This is a genomic window from Mesorhizobium sp. M1227 (assembly GCF_040318315.1).
Taxonomy (GTDB): domain Bacteria; phylum Pseudomonadota; class Alphaproteobacteria; order Rhizobiales; family Rhizobiaceae; genus Mesorhizobium.
In genome coordinates this window covers 50,658-68,278 of sequence record NZ_JAMYLZ010000031.1, presented here as the reverse complement: position 1 = coordinate 68,278, position 17,621 = coordinate 50,658, and the positions used below count along the sequence as shown (strand labels likewise).

At 58.4% G+C, this 17,621-nt stretch carries 18 protein-coding genes; 7 read left to right on the top strand and 11 right to left on the bottom strand.

The features are described from left to right. Window positions 1–164 precede the first annotated feature (164 nt). From NKH28_RS26755 to NKH28_RS26730, 6 genes are all read right to left on the bottom strand, one after another. Window positions 165–407 (bottom strand): DUF982 domain-containing protein, encoded by a 243-nt coding sequence (locus tag NKH28_RS26755; protein WP_352542280.1) that lies wholly within the window; start codon window positions 405–407, stop codon window positions 165–167. Between the two features lie 76 nt (window positions 408–483). Continuing rightward, window positions 484–729, bottom strand: a complete 246-nt coding sequence (locus tag NKH28_RS26750) for a DUF982 domain-containing protein (RefSeq protein WP_352542281.1) — start codon at window positions 727–729, stop codon at window positions 484–486. A 186-nt stretch (window positions 730–915) separates the two neighbouring features. Beyond that, window positions 916–1,134, bottom strand: a complete 219-nt coding sequence (locus tag NKH28_RS26745; RefSeq protein WP_352542282.1) for a hypothetical protein — start codon at window positions 1,132–1,134, stop codon at window positions 916–918. Window positions 1,135–1,411: 277 nt separating this feature from the next. Then, window positions 1,412–1,606, bottom strand: a complete 195-nt coding sequence (locus NKH28_RS26740; RefSeq protein ID WP_352542283.1) for a hypothetical protein — start codon at window positions 1,604–1,606, stop codon at window positions 1,412–1,414. Window positions 1,607–1,760: 154 nt separating this feature from the next. Beyond that, window positions 1,761–2,003, bottom strand: a complete 243-nt coding sequence (locus NKH28_RS26735; RefSeq protein WP_352816365.1) for a DUF982 domain-containing protein — start codon at window positions 2,001–2,003, stop codon at window positions 1,761–1,763. Between the two features lie 354 nt (window positions 2,004–2,357). Beyond that, on the bottom strand, window positions 2,358–2,618 hold the full coding sequence (locus NKH28_RS26730) for a hypothetical protein (protein ID WP_352542286.1): 261 nt from the start codon (window positions 2,616–2,618) through the stop codon (window positions 2,358–2,360). 166 nt (window positions 2,619–2,784) lie between these two features. Between NKH28_RS26730 and NKH28_RS26725 the strand changes: the two genes are divergently transcribed. Further along, window positions 2,785–3,048: a DUF6894 family protein gene (locus NKH28_RS26725; RefSeq protein ID WP_352980814.1), complete on the top strand. Its 264-nt coding sequence runs from the start codon at window positions 2,785–2,787 to the stop codon at window positions 3,046–3,048. A 179-nt stretch (window positions 3,049–3,227) separates the two neighbouring features. On the opposite strand, the gene NKH28_RS26720 is transcribed toward NKH28_RS26725, so the two are convergent. Both NKH28_RS26720 and NKH28_RS26715 read right to left on the bottom strand, forming a co-directional pair. Further along, window positions 3,228–3,788: a thiamine pyrophosphate-dependent enzyme gene (locus tag NKH28_RS26720; RefSeq protein WP_352980813.1), complete on the bottom strand. Its 561-nt coding sequence runs from the start codon at window positions 3,786–3,788 to the stop codon at window positions 3,228–3,230. Next, window positions 3,773–4,936 carry a thiamine pyrophosphate-binding protein gene (locus tag NKH28_RS26715; RefSeq protein WP_352542289.1) on the bottom strand — a complete coding sequence of 388 codons (1,164 nt, stop codon included), beginning with the start codon at window positions 4,934–4,936 and terminating at the stop codon, window positions 3,773–3,775. The genes NKH28_RS26720 and NKH28_RS26715 overlap by 16 nt, the downstream gene beginning before the upstream one ends. 530 nt (window positions 4,937–5,466) lie before the next feature. Between NKH28_RS26715 and NKH28_RS26710 the strand changes: the two genes are divergently transcribed. Next, window positions 5,467–6,282 carry a hypothetical protein gene (locus tag NKH28_RS26710; protein ID WP_352542290.1) on the top strand — a complete coding sequence of 272 codons (816 nt, stop codon included), beginning with the start codon at window positions 5,467–5,469 and terminating at the stop codon, window positions 6,280–6,282. Between the two features lie 363 nt (window positions 6,283–6,645). Here NKH28_RS26710 and NKH28_RS26705 read toward each other — a convergent pair whose 3' ends face one another. The 3 genes from NKH28_RS26705 to NKH28_RS26695 form a co-directional block, all read right to left on the bottom strand. Beyond that, window positions 6,646–7,671, bottom strand: coding sequence for an ABC transporter permease (locus NKH28_RS26705; RefSeq protein ID WP_352542291.1), 1,026 nt, complete (start codon window positions 7,669–7,671; stop codon window positions 6,646–6,648). Window positions 7,672–7,694: 23 nt separating this feature from the next. Further along, a complete protein-coding gene (locus NKH28_RS26700) occupies window positions 7,695–9,233 on the bottom strand; it encodes a sugar ABC transporter ATP-binding protein (protein WP_352980812.1) in 1,539 nt (512 codons plus the stop codon). A 73-nt stretch (window positions 9,234–9,306) separates the two neighbouring features. Next, window positions 9,307–10,236: a sugar ABC transporter substrate-binding protein gene (locus NKH28_RS26695; RefSeq protein WP_352980811.1), complete on the bottom strand. Its 930-nt coding sequence runs from the start codon at window positions 10,234–10,236 to the stop codon at window positions 9,307–9,309. 464 nt (window positions 10,237–10,700) lie between these two features. Here NKH28_RS26695 and NKH28_RS26690 point away from each other — a divergent pair, with 464 nt between their 5' ends. The 5 genes from NKH28_RS26690 (at window position 10,701) to NKH28_RS26670 (ending at window position 17,598) form a co-directional block, all read left to right on the top strand. Then, window positions 10,701–11,819: a LacI family DNA-binding transcriptional regulator gene (locus NKH28_RS26690; RefSeq protein ID WP_352816259.1), complete on the top strand. Its 1,119-nt coding sequence runs from the start codon at window positions 10,701–10,703 to the stop codon at window positions 11,817–11,819. 80 nt (window positions 11,820–11,899) lie between these two features. Further along, entirely contained in the window at window positions 11,900–14,002 is a 2,103-nt protein-coding gene (locus NKH28_RS26685) for a hydantoinase/oxoprolinase family protein (protein WP_352980810.1), read from the top strand. Between the two features lie 14 nt (window positions 14,003–14,016). Next, window positions 14,017–15,831, top strand: coding sequence for a hydantoinase B/oxoprolinase family protein (locus NKH28_RS26680; RefSeq protein ID WP_352542296.1), 1,815 nt, complete (start codon window positions 14,017–14,019; stop codon window positions 15,829–15,831). A gap of 75 nt (window positions 15,832–15,906) precedes the next feature. Then, the gene (locus tag NKH28_RS26675; RefSeq protein ID WP_352542297.1) at window positions 15,907–16,815 is read left to right on the top strand and encodes an aminotransferase class IV; all 909 of its coding nucleotides are present in this window, start codon (window positions 15,907–15,909) and stop codon (window positions 16,813–16,815) included. Window positions 16,816–16,833: 18 nt separating this feature from the next. Beyond that, entirely contained in the window at window positions 16,834–17,598 is a 765-nt protein-coding gene (locus tag NKH28_RS26670) for an SDR family oxidoreductase (RefSeq protein ID WP_352542335.1), read from the top strand. The last annotated feature ends 23 nt before the right edge of the window (window positions 17,599–17,621 follow it).

Here is a 17,621-nt window from a genome sequence, read left to right as displayed (position 1 = left end):
GAATCGGTGATCGCAACGTCACCACCGTGCCATGGCCGCTCGCCCCTCAGAGCAAGCGCCGTTCTCTCTCCAAAACTTTTTGCAGAACCTTCAGCACACTATCCCCAAGGCTCCCCTGAACTTCTCCTCAGGGTGTAGCCGAGGGGCACAGGGACACAGGAGACCTAACCAGAGGAGCGTAACACCCCCTCCTCCTTGGCAGCAGCCTCGAAAGCCTGACGGACCTCTTCCGGAATCACACGGTCCTGGAGGGCTTCTATGCATAGTTGCACAGCCTTCCTCCACTTAGGTCCCATCCTGGTCCACTTCATAAGTTCCTCGGCGGCATCCTCGACATTGTTGCACGCGTAGGTGGCCCCACGTCGGTCGGTGACGTACACCGGAGGGGAGAACCAATGGGTTGCCATTGGGTGGAAATTGGAGGGGACTCCCTCAGTAACCAGCTTCCGATCGCGAGTTTTGATAAACTTTCAATCACCAGCTCTAATCTGAGGACCGTAACGTCCCCTCCTCTTTTGCAGCAGCCAGGAATGCCTTACGAGCCTCCTCAGGTTCCATCTCGTCGAATATCACGGCCATACAAACGCGCACCGCGAGGTGCCACCAAGGGCCACGCTTGGTCCACTTCATCAGCTCCTCGCCGGCCGTCTCGGCGTTGTTGACGTTGCGGATGATCCCGGGACGCTCGGTCTTGACCGGGACCGGAGGGTTGAACCAGTGGCGAGCCATGCGGTCACTCTTTGTCGACCTTATCAAGTTCCTCCAGCAAATACCTTTGCTCAGCCGGCAGTTCCCGTTGTACAGGCAGATTCAGCAGGTTGCGAAGGTAATTGCGGATTACCTCTGACCGTTGGAATTGGCGCAGGGCGGCGCGCCTCCGTCGCCATGCCACAATGACTGAAGTTTGGCTGACAGCTACTCGCGACCGTCGAAAGCCACGTAGAGGCCCATGGCCGTTGCTGCCTCGACTATCGCCTCGGTTAATTCTTCGTCGGAGGCCACCAAATAAGGCGCAGCCTCCCGCGCTTCGCGTAGCGCCACTTTGATCGAGACCGTGTCGCCACGGTCCGCCCTGTTGAGGAGTACGTTGATTGCTTGCCCTAAAAGCGGACCTACCCTTTGCGCGACGCTCATCCAGCCCTCCCCAGGCACACGCCGAAGTGGACTTTACTCCCTGCCTGAGCGACATCAAGGCCATGTACGAGTCGTACAAATTGGCACGGTGCTAGGCCGCAACAGTCAGCATTTTTTAGCTGGAGTTTCTGATCGGATGATCGGGTAATTGGCTCGCGCGAAAACCCCCGTACCCCTCTCGACCTATAGAGCGCGCCCCGATTCGCCTTTCGTCCCAACCTGGGTGCTGTCGGTCCTGCCGTAGACTGGAGGGGACAACCAATGGCTTGCCATGCGGCTATTCACGAAGATCGAACCCGACAAACAGGCCAAAGGCTGGGGCAACATTGACAATAAGCTCCACCAACTCGCAGTCAGTTTCCGCCAGATGTGGCCCGTCTCGGCGCACCGCTGCAATAGTGTCTTTTATGGAGATGATTTGGCCGCGACGGGCCTGTAGGATCAGCTGTTCAACAAGCTCATGTGCAGTCATTATGTCGGGTCGGCGATTTCGTCAAAAACTTCATACGAGGCCTCCCACCTCGGCGAGAACCCAAGCGGACATCTTATGGGTCACTCCACGGAAAAATCAATCTTCGAATCATACGAAATAAAGGACTGAATATTGGGAGAAATTTCAGCCCCTCCTACGGGGAAAGACACATCTTGGCTTCCTTAGCGGCAGCCTCGAAGGCCTTTCGTACCACCTGAGGGTCAATCGGATCGCCCTCCAGATCTGACAGGCAGAGGGTCACCGCCTTTTGCCAGCGAGGTCCTCTCCGGGTCCACCTCTTGAGCTGCTCAAGGGCTGCCTTGGCATTGTTGCAGCCACGCCTGTCGCCGGTTTCAGTCTTCACGAACACCGGAGGGACGAACCAATGGGTTGCCATGGGGGTAAGTAGGGCGGCACGAACCCGCCGACCATCCGAATCATGGTGGGTCATGCTCGGTCCCTTCTCGGCAGGGAGCGGGCAACAAACCGAAGGTGTTCGTAGAGAACGGCCTCGTCGAACTCGCCGTCCGAGAAAAGTGCCATTGCGCTCACGCTCAGGCGCTCCGCCTGCTCGCTTCCTACTGGAATGTCTTGCTCGGCGCATACACGATCAAAGACCTGCTTCAACAGATCAGGTCGCCAGGATAGGCCGTACCACTAGTTGAGCTGCTGCTGGTCATAGGCTGTCACCATTGGGGCGGACGCGCGGTGGGCTCTCCTGCCAGAGCCGAATGCCCGAGCCCCTAAACCTTCAAGTCGCGCGACTCAGAGCAGATGAAACTACAGCCGCTTCCGTTCCCGGCAGTTCGAACAGCATGGGCAGGTGGCGACACTCGGCTTCGTCCACGATCAGCTCCTCGATAGTCGCGATGGAAAGATGGCTTTTGAGGCGCAGCCGGACAACCGCCGCCAGTTTGTGAACGGGCACTGGCACCGCCCCCGCGTGATCGTCTAGCAGACTATTGACCTCAGCAACTACCTTCGGATCGACGGCGTGGGGCAATGGCAGCATAAGAGCGCTCCTTTCGGAAGTAATTCTAAGCCGATCGCGGCGATGAGTCTTGGCGCGTACGTTTTTAACCAAATGTCGCGGACATTGGAGGTCAGTCCACGGTTGTTATCGGTCGGCGTGATTTAGAGCGACAAAGGCCTGCTGACCAACCAATTGCCAGGCAAGCGTGAACCATTCCCGCCATGGTGTGTTTGTAGGAATGCCTCGCTTTGTCTTCTTCACCGACACCGGCCAAGTCTTCCCAGACCTGGAAGGCACATATCTGCCCAACCTCGAAGCTGCAAACCAAGAGGCGGTAAGAGCCTTGGTCGAAATCACCAAAGATAAGCTGCCGGATGGTCTCTATCGAGAGTTTGTGATGAAGGTACGCGACGAAAGCGGCCACAGGTTCGCAGAGGCAATGCTCAAGTTTGAGCTGCGGGAGCGCTAGACGTCTTCAAAATGCTTTCGGCCTGGGACAAGTCTGAAATAGTAGCTGCTCGATTGAATGAGCGCCGCGCGCGCGCAGACATCGAAGACCTTCGGCAGACCATCGACGAAACCCGCCGTGTAATCGCAGCTTCGCGTAAGCTGTTGGACCGGCTAGCCGAAGACCACCCGGCCATCTTGTCAGTAAGCAGCTCCTGCCGGCCTACCAAGGCGCGTTGACGTTGCGGGGCGTCCTGTAGGGTCAGTTCCGAAAATGCAGCCCAGGGCCGGTGTCAGCTTGTCGGCGCTCTCGACGCGCCAGGAGTCGATGCCGAAGCTCTTGGCAATTTCAGCGAATTGCGGCGAGTAGGCGCCGCCATTGCCCATATTGAATTCGCTGGCGGCATGGCGGCCGAGGATCTTTCGCTGTCCGCTGCGGATCGCCATGTAGCCGGAATTGTTTTGCACGACGACGATGATCGGGATGTTGTGCATCGCTGCCACCGCCATCTCTTGCATCGACATCATGAAGTCGCCGTCACCGAGGATGACGCAGACCTTTCGGTCCGGGCAGGCGAGCTTGGCGCCGAGCGCAGCCGGCAGCGCCCAACCCATCGAGGAGTAGCTGCCGGAGGTGATGTGCGTGCGTGGCTCGTAAACCGGATAGCTCTGTTTCACGACGCCTTGCGTGTTGCCTGAGCCGACGAGAAGAATGTCCTCGCGACCCATGATTTCGCGAAGTTCCTTCAGCGGACGCTGCATCGTGAAAGGGAACTGGTTGCTGTCGCGACGTGCGGCGAGCTGCGTTTCCCAATCAGTCTTCTCACGAGCGACCGCGTTGTGGAATGCTTCCCGCCGGGCAAGTGCCTTGTTTGACTGCTCGGACGAAATGGCATCGATGATATCGGCAAGCGCCATCTTGGCGTCGGCAACAAGTCCGACCGCCGTCGGGCAGTTCTTGCCAATCTCCTGATGGTCGATGTCGATATGGACAAGCTTCGCCGGCGGGATAGAGAAACTGACGCCTTTGCGCCAACTGGACGCCGATCGGTGAAGCGGCAGCCGACGGAAACAATGAGGTCCGCCCCGGCAGCGATATTGTTGCCGGCCGAAGTTCCCGTCTGGCCTACTGCTCCTGCGTAAAGGACATGACCTTCCGGGAAGGCACTCTTGCCGTTCCAGGTCGTGACAACCACGGCGCCGGTCTTTTCGGCCAGCTTCCTCACTTCCGGTGCTGCTTCCGCCGTGATGGCGCCGCCGCCAACCACGATCACCGGACGCTCGGCCGAAAGCAACGCCGTGGCGGCAGCCTCGACTGCCCGCTGGTCAGGTCGGGCGCGGCCCATCGCCATCCTGAGATCAACGTCGTGGATGTCCACCTCGGCTGCTTCCGACTGGATATCCATCGGCACTTCGACATGCACCGGACCCGGATGACCGCTGAGCATGGCGTTGAAGGCGCGATGCATGATGAAGGGCAATTCATCGACGCGACCAGCTTCGAAAGATCGTTTGACGGCGCCGCTGGCGATCTGCGGGAAAAAATTGGTGCGGTGGCGATCGAGCTCCTGCATGACCCCGTGGCCGCGCATATGCGTCGCCGGCCCGCCGGTGAAGAGCGGCACCGCCGTCGAGTCGGCGTAGGCTGTCGCCAGGCCGATGATGGTGTTAGCGGCACCGGGTCCAATCGAAGTCATCGCCGCCATCGGCTTGCCCGAGGCGCGCCAGTATCCATCGGCCATGTGGACGGCGCATTGCTCATGCATCACCTGGATGACCGGGATTTCGCTGCCCTTCTGCAGGAAGGCATCGAGCATCGCCCAGCATCCATGCCCCGGGATGGCTGCCACGTATTTGATGCCGTACTTCTTCAATGCGGTCGCGATGACCTGGCCGCCAGTAAGCTTCATGTCTGCAGAACTCCCCTCGTCAGCGGTCGGCCGTCGCACGTCTTCGTGCGCCGGCATGCATTTGCTCCGCTCTTTTCTGGCTTGCCTCCGGTATGCACGACCACTTCTCTGGGAGGTCGGTCCGGATCGGCTGATTGTCCTGCGATATGACTTCGCCGACAGCCAACTCGCAATTTCTCAATGATGTCTAATGTGACGCAAGCTGAAGCTGCCAGTGCGTAAAATGCTGGCAGCTTATGCTGCCGCCCGTTCTGCGATGGCGCCGGGCTTGCGAAGCGAAACCAAATCGGCCGTTGAAATTTCGGCGCCAGACCCTCTGCCCGCTGTTGGATCGACGGCTCGACCATTGCCGCTGTCAGGGCAATGCCAGCCAGTGACGCAGGCATTGCGTCAGATCGCGCTGATCGAAGGGCGTCTGCGAAATTGCTGAAGCCCGCCCTTTCTGTCCTTTTGATCGTCAGTCGATGTGACATGGCGACAGCGGTCGCAGGACGGCATCGCCCTACGGTCGCGATGGGTGGAGGAACGATATGAGTGTTCATCGGGGCACCGGCCTGCTGCAGCATCGATCTCTGAATTTCGCGGACGATTTCGTCGCCGCCGATTTCTTCGAAAATGGCGCCGGCCTGCACGTCGAAAGCAGCATCGTCGTCAACCTGTCGAGCGACCGGCTGATCATCGACGATGCGATCAAGACTTCAATTGCGCCGTGGCGCTCGGCTATGCTGTCGAAAGCGACGATCGAACAGAGCGGCCGGATCGCTGTCCTGAAAGTTTGCAAGACAGTCGACCTGGGCGGCGTCATGTTCCGCGGCTGGGACTGGCTCGGCAACCGCATCCGGTCTTTCCCGCGCCAGACCCCGCTCTTCATCTCGCCGCAGGACACGATCGGCGAAGTCGAGCTCGACCCGCTGTTCTTTTCCGGTGAGATCGCCGTGGAACGGCAATTGCAGCGCTTCGTGCTCAAACTAACCTCTGGTGGTCACCCGCTGGAACCGACTGGTTCATTCACCACAACCCTCCCTTCCTCGAGGTCCACACGCAGATATTGGGAACCGGCCGCATGCAGAAATTCCGGGAGAAAGACCAGGCAACGCTTTATTGAGATGTCCCCATGGTGCCGGGCTTTACCTATGAGGCGTTTTGCCGGGTCAGCGGAACGAACCAGTGGCAATATCCGTGGCATCGCTATTTCGCCGACGCCGACGCGGTTTGGTTGGCTATCGAACTGCACCCGATCAGCTGAGTTGATCGTTATGGTGAGCGACTGTGGGCAGTTCTTGCCGTGGGCTCGAATCGTCCAGTCAATGGTAGAAAATGTCCAACCGCATCAGATCGTTCACTGACTCGGCAACTGCCCTCAGGGTCGCCCCGCGCCTCCCCGATGCTCTGGCAGCGGCCCGTTTTGTAAGATCCGACGCACGGCTCGCCCCATGCTTGTCGACGAGGCGACGAGCAAAGTCGTGAACCCTGGCCAAATATCGCCACCTTTGAGATATGCATTCGACTAATGAGCCGACGTCAAAATGCTGCAGTTCCAAACTGTGTAGCGCTTTGATTTGCATTTTCGATCTCCATCGATGGAATTTTTGAGAATTGACCTAAAGTCCTTTTGTGCTTGCGGAACCTCCTTGCCTTGGTGGGTTTCATCTGAACGGCTTTTTATTGTACCTTTTTGGAAATAGACGCCCTTCGACCGCGAGCTCGATCTAGGAGCGCTTCTGCCGATTCCGGTAGACATCAATGGTCACGGCCGTGACGATGATCAGGCCCTTGACGATTTCCTGATAGTAGGCGTCGACCCGCAAAAACGTGAATCCTGACGACATCACGCCCAGGATCACCACGCCGATTACGGTGCCCCCTATCCGGCCGACCCCGCCGGCAAGCGACGTTCCGCCGATCACGGCTGCGGCAATCGCATCGAGCTCATACATGTATCCCATGCCGGATTGAGCCGTCTGCGCGCGCGCTGCGGTGACGATGCCGGCGAGCCCGGCAAGCATTCCGGCGATCGCGTAGACCTTAACCAGATGCCTTTCGACATCTATGCCGGAGACCCGCGCTGCCTGGACGTTCGCGCCGATCGCATAGGTGTACTTGCCGTACCGGGTGTAGCGAAGCGCAACATGGAAAATTGTTGCGACGACTATGAAGACAAACACCGGCCAGGCAGCCGAGCCGATGGCGGTGAATTGATCGGTCAGCCCCGAAATGGGCTGGCCCTTTGTATACCATTTCGAAATACCCCGAGCCGAAACCATCATTCCGAGCGTTGCGATGAACGGCGGGATGCGGGCATAGGCAACAAAAACGCCGTTGGTTATGCCTGCAATCAAACCGATCAAGACACCAACGGCGATCGGGACGATCGCCGGCAAACCGGTCAGTGATGGATAGAGAGCTTTCGACCATTCCGCGGATTGCGCAAACCCAGCCGCCATCATCGCACTTGCCGCCACGACGGACCCCGAAGAAAGGTCGATGCCGCCGGTAATGATGACCTGCGTCACGCCGATTGCGATGATCCCCACCACGGACACCTGGAGGATGGTGATCGTGAGGCGTTGCGGATTCCAGACGAAACTCTGCCCGATCAAAAGCCAGCCGCACACCTCGCAGAGAAGAACGATCCCCACCAGGACCAGGAAGATATTGAGCTCCTGAGGTTTTCGCCAACCGTCAAAGCTGCCACGGTAATCAGGAATGGCGGCGGCTGTTGTGTCTTTTCCCATCGTGCAGTTCCTCTATTCCTCGCTTATTTCGAAGCGAGTTCCATTATTTTGACCTGCGTCGCCTCATCGCGGTCCAGAACGCCGGTGATCTTTCCTTCATGCATCACCATGATCCGATCGCTCATTCCAAGGATCTCCGGCATCTCCGAGGAGATCAGAATGACGCCCGCGCCCGCGCTGGCGAGTGATGAGACAAGGGCGTGAATCTCAGCTTTGGCAGCAACGTCAATGCCGCGTGTCGGCTCGTCCAGGATTAGGATGCCCGGTTTGGTCAAAAGCCAGCGTCCGATCAGCACCTTCTGCTGATTGCCGCCCGATAGGTTTTCGACCGTGGTGTGGATTCCGGAGCTCTTGACGCGCAACGCCTTGCTCATCTCGTTGCATGCCGCGGCAATCACCTTGGCTTGGACGAAACCGGCTTTGACGAATTGGCTTTGAAGAGCCGCAATCTGCATGTTCTCGAGAATGTCGAGGACGAGAAAACAGCCGCTTTGTTTTCTGTCTTCTGTCAGGAAGGCCATTCCATTGGCGATCGCATCGCGTGGCGATTTCAAATCGACGCGTTGCCCCCTTATCCGTGTCTCGCCGCTGGTGGCGGGCGTCACCCCGAAGATCGTCTCGGCAACGTTGGACCGCCCCGACCCGATCAAGCCGGCGAGGCCCAGTATCTCGCCCGCCCGCAGATCGAAAGAGACCCCCGAGAAGACGCCGCGCAAAGTCAGGTCCCGAACCGAAAGTAAAACATCATCGGTCGGAACATTCTTCTTCGGAAACAGCGTTGAGATGTCTCTGCCAACCATCATGTGGATGATCTCATCCCTGCAGGTGGCCGCCGCCGCGTGGGTGCCGATATATTTGCCGTCACGAAAAACGGAGATCTCGTCTGATATTTCGAAGATCTCGTGCATCTTGTGTGAGATATAGACGATGCCGATGCCCTGGTTTCTCAGGTCGCCTATTATCTCGAAGAGGTGGGCCGACTCGCGCTCTGTCAGTGCCGAGGTGGGCTCGTCCATGATGAGGACGCGCGAGCGATAGGAAACCGCTTTCGCGATTTCCACCATCTGCCTGTTGGCAATCGACAGATGGCGAACTTCCGCCTCTGGATTCAGGTTGATTTTCAACTCCGCCAGAAGATCATAAGATAGGCGATTCATGCGCCGATGGTCGATGATCCCAAATCGGTTGCGCGGCTCTCGGCCTATCCAGATGTTCTCCGCGACCGTCATCGAGGGCATCAGGTTCAACTCCTGATGGATCATGCCGACACCCTGCGCCAGCGCATCGAGAGGCGTTTTGAACTGAGCGGAAACGCCATCGAGGAGGATCTCTCCCGCATCGGGTTGATATATCCCTGCCAGGATCTTCATCAGGCTGGATTTGCCCGCGCCGTTCTCACCCATCAGTGCATGGACGGTACCCCGTCTGAGTTGAAAGCTCACGTCGTCGAGAGCCACTACGCCCGGAAACGACTTGCTGATCCCGGTCACGCTCAGCAGCCAGGGCTGACGCTTGTCCTCAAGACAAGGTGGGGTTGAGGTAGCGGCGACTGTGGTCTGCATCGAAGTCGTCCCAAATCCAGATCGAACGGAACAGTTCGCGCGCCGATCGTCGACCGGCGCGCGATGCTGGCGATCAATTCCTTTTCAGGTATTTGTCCATGTTGTCCTTGGTGACGAGTTCGAGCGTGGTGAAGACCTTCTTGTCGGTCTTCTCGCCTCGCGCCAGCTTCAGAACTGTGTCGAGCGCGCCTTTTCCTTGGCTGATGGCGTCCTGGAAAACGGTCACCTTGAGGTCGCCTGATTTCATGGCTGTCAGGGCGTCCTGCGTTGCATCGATGCCGGCAACGACATAATCGCCGGTTGATCCCCCGCTTGCCTTGATGGCCTGAAGCGCACCCAGTGCCATCTCGTCGTTGTTAGCAATGACAGCGTTGAAGTTGAGACCAGCTGACATCCAGTTTGTGGTCAGGTCGAGCGCCTGCGTGCGAGACCAGGTCGCCGTCTGCTCTTCGACGATTTCGATGCCCTTGCATTCGTCGGACTTGAAGACCTCGTGCACCGCCTCGGTGCGGCCACGCGCAACCAGCGTTCCGAGTTCACCCATCAGAACCACGGCCTTGCCCTTGCCATCCAGCAAACGACAGACCTCGCGCGCCTCCAGGCTGCCTGCCTGGATCTGGTCCGAGCCGACAAAAGCCTGCTTGTCTGGCAGCTGGTCGACGTTGGAAGGCTGATTGTTGGCGAAGACCAGAGGGATTCCGGCTTTGTCGGCCGTCTTGGACATCGCGACGCCGGCATCGGCCTCTACCGGGATCACGATCATCCCATCGACCTTGGCGGCAATAAAGTTTTCGATCTGGCTTTGCTGCCGGGCGATGTCGCCCTGCGCATCCTCGATCAACAACGTCACATTCCCAAGGTCTTTGGCGTGTGCCTCCAGGCCGCTGCGAAGAATCGCAAGAAAATTGTCGTCGAACCGCTGCATGCTGAAGCCGATCGTTTCGGCGTGAGCAGGGACACCGAGTAACGTTAGACAAGCGGCAGCTAGCAAAATCTTTTTCATGTTCCGTCTCCGTCGGTTTTTGATGATTGAAAGTTTGTCATTGCCGACTTCGCCCCGGTACCCGTCGGACTAGCGGCGGCATCGCAAAAAACGATCGTGCAAGTTTCAGGCGTCGCGTTGCCCTTTGCCAAACATGTTCGGCGCCGTTCAGCCTGCTGCGAAGCTCTTCGGCTTGCTTACAGTAGGTAAAACGATACACTAGATTTTTTTCATCTGTCAACTGCCACTTGAGGAGTTTGCCTCCCATCAGAGTCAGGTGATTCCTGCAAACCCCATAATACCAGCGGCATTACCTCCGATAGCCTCAGATCGACCCTCGATTGACACAGACGATTTTTAGTGTACCGTTTTACCGACTTTCTCGATCGCACAGCTGCGGGGCCGGACTCGCGACCATCGAGGTTTCGTTCTCCTTCGGGAGTCGTAGAATGAGGGTCTCTGGGACCTTGGGAGATTTGAACGTCATGCCGCCGAAGAGTGGATCGCCCACAGATGCTGCGGACCGCGCCACCATTCAGGACGTTGCGAAAGCGGCGAGCGTATCGGTGAGCAGCGTCTCGAATTACATGAACAATCGATTCCATCGGCTCGGGACGGAGACCCGGACGCGGATTGCGACGGCAATTGCCGAGCTTGACTTCCGACCAAACCAGGCAGCGCGCCAACTAAAGACTGGCAAGGCCCGGGTAATCGCCCTGGTCGTGCCCAGCATTGTCAACCCGTTCAATGGCCAAATGGTGTTCTCGATAGAACAGGCTGCGGTGAAGGCGGGTTACAGGGTTCATCTGTGCAACACCATGCGCGATCCGAAGCTCGAGAAAGAGTTTTTGGACAATCTGGCTGCCATCGGCGTTGCCGACCTCATCACCATTGCACCCCTGAACACCAGGCGCGGTTACTACTCGGCGTGGAGCGATCTTTCGATCGTTGCCGTGGACGCCAACAGGCTCGATTTGAAGCTTGCTCGGCTCGATACGGTCAATCTCGATCATGAGGCGGCAATCGGGATGGCTGTGGAGCATCTGTTTGCTCTCGGTCATCGGCGGATAGCCTATGTGACCGATCCCCTCATCACCCACAGCCGGGTGATGAGGTTGTCCGGTTTCAAGAAAGCAATGAAGGATCACGAACTCGACGACAGTCAGGCTGTCGTGCTCGAGCGTCACCAGAGCGCACTTGATATCGCAGACGCTCAGATGGTCGAGGTCGGTCGTGATGCCGCTTCCGATGTGGCGGCGCTGTCGCCCAGGCCCACGGCCATTATCGCGTTCAACGACATGATCGCGTTGGGCCTGCTGGCGACTTTCCGTTCCGCCGGCATTGCCGTTCCAAAGGACATGTCGATTATTGGCGTGGACGATGCCTGGATCAGCCAGCTGTCATTTCCTGCACTGACGACCATACGTCAGCCTATCGAGGCGATGGCCAGCGCTGCCGTCGAGCGTGTTCTCAAACCGAATGCGGAGCCGGCCAACGCCGGCTCCGACGCGATTTTTCTGCCCGAACTCGTCATTCGAGACACATGTGCGAAGCCACAGGAAGATGCCGCCACGCATGTCCGGAAACGACACTTAGAACAGTAGCGCCAAACAGCGCCCTTCTGCCAACAACCCCAGAATATCCGGCCGGATACATCCGCGCTGGCACGAAAGAGGCTTGCCTTATGAATACCCACGCCACCCAGATCAAACCAAGCGCAAATCATATCAGGATGGCGTGCGACACCGGCGGTACTTTCACCGACCTTGTCGTTGAAGATGGCAACGAGATAAGGCTGTTCAAAGCATCGACGACGCCTGATGACCCAGTGCGCGGCGTGCTCGATGCCTTGGACCTCGCTGCCAGGCACTACAGAATGAGACTCGGAGATTTCCTGAGCCGTGGCGCCATGTTCGTCCACGGCACCACCCGGGCTATCAACGCGATCATCACCGGCAAGACGGCGAAAACAGCCTTCATCACGACCAAAGGTCATCGTGACATCCTGGTCATGCGCGAGGGCGGGCGCATTGAGCCTTTCAACTTTACGGTCGCCTACCCTGAACCCTATGTGCCTCGGCGGTATACGTTCGAAGTGGATGAACGCGTCGATGCTCGCGGCAAGATCGTCGAGGGACTACACGAAACCGACTTCATCGCGACAATCAAAAAACTGCAGGCGCTGAAAATCGAAGCCGTTGGCGTTTGCCTTCTGTGGTCGGTTGTCAACCCGGTTCATGAGCGGCGTATCGCAGAACTGCTTAAGGAGCATCTACCGGATGTTCCATACACGCTCTCGCATCAGTTGAATCCAACCCTGCGCGAGTATCGTCGAGCTTCCGCGACCGTCATTGACGCCTCGCTGAAACCGCTGATGTTTAAGTATCTCGATGGCTTGACCAACAGGTTGCAAGACGCCGGTTTCAACGGTCGAACACTGATGGTTACCTCAAGTGGCGGCATCATGGATGCGACGGCAGTTGCACGGGCTCCGATCCACTCGATCAATTCGGGACCGGCGATGGCGCCCATCGCCGGCCGCTACTACGCAGAGCGCGATTTTGGCAATGCCATCGCGATTGTCGCGGACACGGGTGGGACCACCTTTGATGTCAGCCTGGTGCGTGACGGGCGCATCCCCTGGAGCCGCGAAACATGGATTGGCCAGCGCACACGTGGCCATATGACCGGCTTTCCATCTGTCGATATCAAGAGTATCGGCGCCGGAGGCGGCTCGATCGCATGGGTCGACAATGGCGGAATTCTGCAGGTCGGTCCGCAGAGCGCGGGCTCGACGCCGGGGCCCGTCGCTTACGGCCGCGGAGGAACCGAGCCCACCGTCACGGACTGCGCCTTGATCCTGGGTTATATCGATCCGGACTTCTTCCTGGGCGGCGCCATGGTCCTCGACCGGGAGGGGGCGACCCGGCAATTGCAATTGAAAGTCGCCGAACCGCTCGGCATCAAAGTTGAGGAAGCCGCTGCCGCTGTGTTGAGGCTTTCAACCGAAAAGATGGTCGGAGCGATCGAGGAGATCACGGTCAATCAGGGCATTGATCCCCGCTCGGCCGTCATGATCGGCGGCGGCGGCGCCGCAGGACTTAATGCAGTCGCAGTTGCCAGGCGCCTTCAATGCGCTGGTGTCCTCATTCCCGAAGCAGGTGCCGTAATGAGCGCGGCCGGGGCCCTGATGTCGGAGCTTTCGTCGGACTATGCGCAACTGCAGTTTACAACCAGCGACAGATTTGCGGCTGACAAGATCAACGAAGTTCTGGCAGAGCTACGGAAGCGATGCCTTGAGTTCGCGGAAGGGCCCGGCGCCGGGGCACTCGACTGCCACATCGAGTATTCCGTAGAGGCGCGGTATCCGCATCAGATCTGGGAAATCGACGTTCCTCTCCCGCTTGATCAGGTGAAGAGCGAAGGCGATTTGAAGCAGGTCACGGATGCGTTCCATGACACCCACCAGCGTATTTTCGAGATCAGCGACCGCAATTCCAATGTCGAATTCGTGACCTGGCGCGCCAAGGTCAGATGCAGACTGACTGATCGGGCCACCGGCACGCTCCCTCCTGAGGGTGATTTTGCCGGTGGTCGCGCAAAGCGGCCGGTTTACTTCACCGAACTCGGCTGGAGCGACGTCTCGGTTCATCGCTACGAAGCCATGCAGCCGGGCGAACCGGTTGCCGGCCCGGCCATCATCGAATCGTCATTCACCACCGTCGTGGTCGATCCGGGCACAGTCGCAGAACGCACGGCCAGCGGTGGCCTGCGTGTGACATTCTAAGGAGGCGCTTACCCATGTCTGAGCAAGTTTTGAAAAAGGCGCCTGACGGCGTTCAGATGGCGATGATTTCCAGCCGTATGGAGACCATCGCACGCAAGATGCAAAACACGCTTTTCCGAACCGCCCGCTCCGGTATCCTCAACACGGCCCATGATTTCTCATGTGTTGTTCTGACTGCTGACTGCAAGCTTCTGGCGGCTGCGGAAAGTCTGCCGAACCACACGCTCATCGGCCCTGATTTGATGTGCCGGGCGGTCCTCAAACACCATCCGATGCTCAAGCGCGGCGACTGTTTCCTTCACAACAGTCCATACGAGGGAAACTCCCACGCGGCCGACCACTGCATGATCGTCCCGGTCATCGACGACGAAGGCATCCTGCGCTTCTTCGTGCTGGCCAAAGCACATCAGGCGGACTGCGGTAATTCCCGCCCTTCCAGCTATCTGGCGGACGTGAAGGATCTGTATGAAGAGGGTGCCCTGATTTTTTCTGCGACGAAGATACAGGAAGACTACAAGACCAACGACGACATCGTGCGCATGTGTCAGGCCCGCATCCGGGTTCCGGACCAATGGTGGGGCGATTTTCTTGCGAGCCTTGGATCCGTCCGCATCGGCGAACGCGAACTGCTCAACCTCGGCCGCGAGATCGGCTGGCATATGCTTGAAGGCTATGCCGACCGCTGGTTCGACTATTCCGAACAAAAGATGATTGAGGCAATCAGGAGATTGTCTTCAGGACATGTCGTTTTGGTGTCTGCTCACGACCCGTTCCCCGGTATCCCGGAGGGCATTCCCGTCAAGGTGGACGTTGAAGTTGATACGCACGAGGCCAGGATCATTGTCGATCTGCGCGATAATCCCGATTGCCAGCCCTGTGGCCTCAATCTTACTGAGGCAACCGCCAAAAGCGCAGCGATGATCGGGATTTTCAACGGCATCCTCGATCACCGCGTTACCGCCAATGCGGGCAGCTTTCGACGAATTGACATTCGGGTTCGCGAAAATTGTTGCGTCGGCATACCGAGGCATCCGGCCTCTTGCTCGGTGGCGACCACCAATCTCGCCGACCATGTCACCAATCCGGTACAGCGCGCAATAGCCGAGCTTTCGGCTGGCTTTGGGCAAGCCGCGACCGGTCCAATCCAACCACCAGGAATGGGTGTCATCTCCGGGCGCGATCCCTACAACAATGACGAGCCCTTCATCAATCAAGTCCACATCGGCATTAGCGGTGGCGCCGGCACGCCGGTCACCGACGGCTTTCTGACCATGATCCATGCCGGCAACGCGGGCATGTGCCATATCGACAGTGTCGAAGTCGATGAGCTCCACCATCCAATCATCGTCTACGATCGCCATATTCTCGACGACAGCGAGGGAGCGGGCACGTTTCGCGGCGCGCCGTCGGTCTACAGTGAGTACGGCCCGTGGGGCGGAAACTCCTTGACGGTCCTCTATACCGCAGATGGTACCATCACGCCTGCCGCAGGCGCTCGCGGCGGTGGCCCCGGCGGTCTGTCCAGAGCGGCAATGCGCAAGGCCGATGGTTCGGTCGTCGATCTTCCCCCCTGCTACGGGGTCACTCTGCAGCCGGGTGAGCACATGGTCTCTCACTCCGCAGGCGGCGGTGGATATGGTTCTCCACGGGAACGCGATCCCGCGCGCGTGCTGCACGATCTTGCAGAAGGGTGGATCAGCGTGCAGCGCGCACGAGACATCTACGGAGTAGCCGTCAAGGGATCTCCCGAAGACGACAATCTTCAATTGGACATCGTCCAAACACGCATCCTGCGCGCCAGCCGGAGCGAACTGGCGGTGGCCGTTTAGCCCGGCCGATACGCCGGGTGTTTCTTGTCAGGCTGCCCGACAACGGGCACGATTTTCAGGTCAAGGAGAACTACGATGACAGACGTCGATTGGTCCGCTGGCGCGGCCTACATTGATGGTGAATTCATGCCTCTCAAGGATGCCAAGCTCGGTATCACCGAATGGGGCTACCGCCGGTCCGACGTTACCTACGATGTCGCGGGCGTCTACTACGGCGCATTCTTCCGGCTCGACGATCATGTCAAACGCTTTCGCACCTCGATGACGAAATTGCGGATGAATCCGAAGGAAAGCGACGAAGAGATCAAGAATATTCTCGCCGAACTGGTGCGGCGTACCGGGTTGCGCGAGGCTTATGTGGCGATGGACTGTGTCCGCTCCCGCCCGCCGCGCGGCGTGCCGCTTCATCCCATAAACGGCCGCAGTTATTTGATTTGCCATGTCATGCCTTGGGTGTGGGTATTCACCCCCGAGCAGCAGGAACGCGGCGTGCACGCAATGATCGCGTCCCCCCAACGGATTGCGCCGGAATCACTCGACCCGACAATCAAGAATTTCCATTGGGGCGACCTGACGCGCGGGAATTTCGAGGCGCACGATCAAGGCGCCGAAACCTGCATTTTACTGGATCGTGATGGAAACGTCACGGAAGGACCGGGCTTCAATGTCTTCGCCGTCATAGATGGCAAGGTCATCACGCCGAAACGCGGTGCGCTGGAAGGTATCACTCGAAGAACAGTTCTGGAACTGTGCGACGAGTTTGGAATTCGCTGTGAGGTCCGGGATCTCTGCCGCGACGAATTCGAAGCCGCCGACGAAATCTTTTTCTCGACTACGGCTGGCGGCATTATGCCGGTAAGCCGTCTTGGAAAAAGGATCCTGGGGAACGACCGACCGGGTCCGATTTCCGCGCGGCTGAGAACAGCTTTTTGGGACAAGCGGAAGGACGGCTGGCATGCGACGCCAGTGTCTTACGCTTCCTGATCGAAGAGCGAAATGCAGATGCGATGGCTTTTCGACCTCAACGGCAAGATTGCCCTGGTTACAGGCTCGGGCCAGGGCATTGGCCTGGCGCTTGCCCGTGGCCTGGCGGAGTGTGGTGCCCTGGTTGTCCTGAACGGTCGTCGTGAACAGTTGTTGAAGGACGCTGCCACAGACCTGCTCAAGGACGGTCTGTCGGTGGAGGTGGCGGCCTTCGACGTCACGGATGCCCTGTCTGCGCGACACGGGGTCGAGCGGATTGAGACCTCGATCGGTTCGATTGACATTCTCATCAACAATGCCGGCATCCAGCATCGATCAGCATTGGAGGATTTCCCGGAAGAGAAATGGGACGATCTTGTTCGAACCAATCTCTCCAGCATTTTCTATGTGAGCAAAGCCGTCGCCAAAGGCATGATAGGCCGCGGTCGCGGAAAGATCATCAACATCGCCTCTGTTCAGAGCGAATTGGCTCGTCCGGGTATCGCGCCCTACACGGCGACAAAAGGGGCTGTCAGAAATCTGACTCGAGGCATGTGTGCGGATTGGGCAAAACATGGTTTGCAGATCAATGCCATCGCGCCTGGCTATTTCAAGACGCCGCTCAACGAAGCACTTGGTCGGGACCCCGAGTTCTCCACGTGGCTGGAACGGCGCACGCCGGCCGGTCGATGGGGCAATGTTGAAGAACTCATCGGGGCTGCAGTGTTTTTCGCCAGCGACGCCTCCTCATTCGTCAACGGGCACACGCTCTACGTGGACGGTGGCATGACAGTGACGGTGTGAATGACTGGCCATGCTTGGGGCAA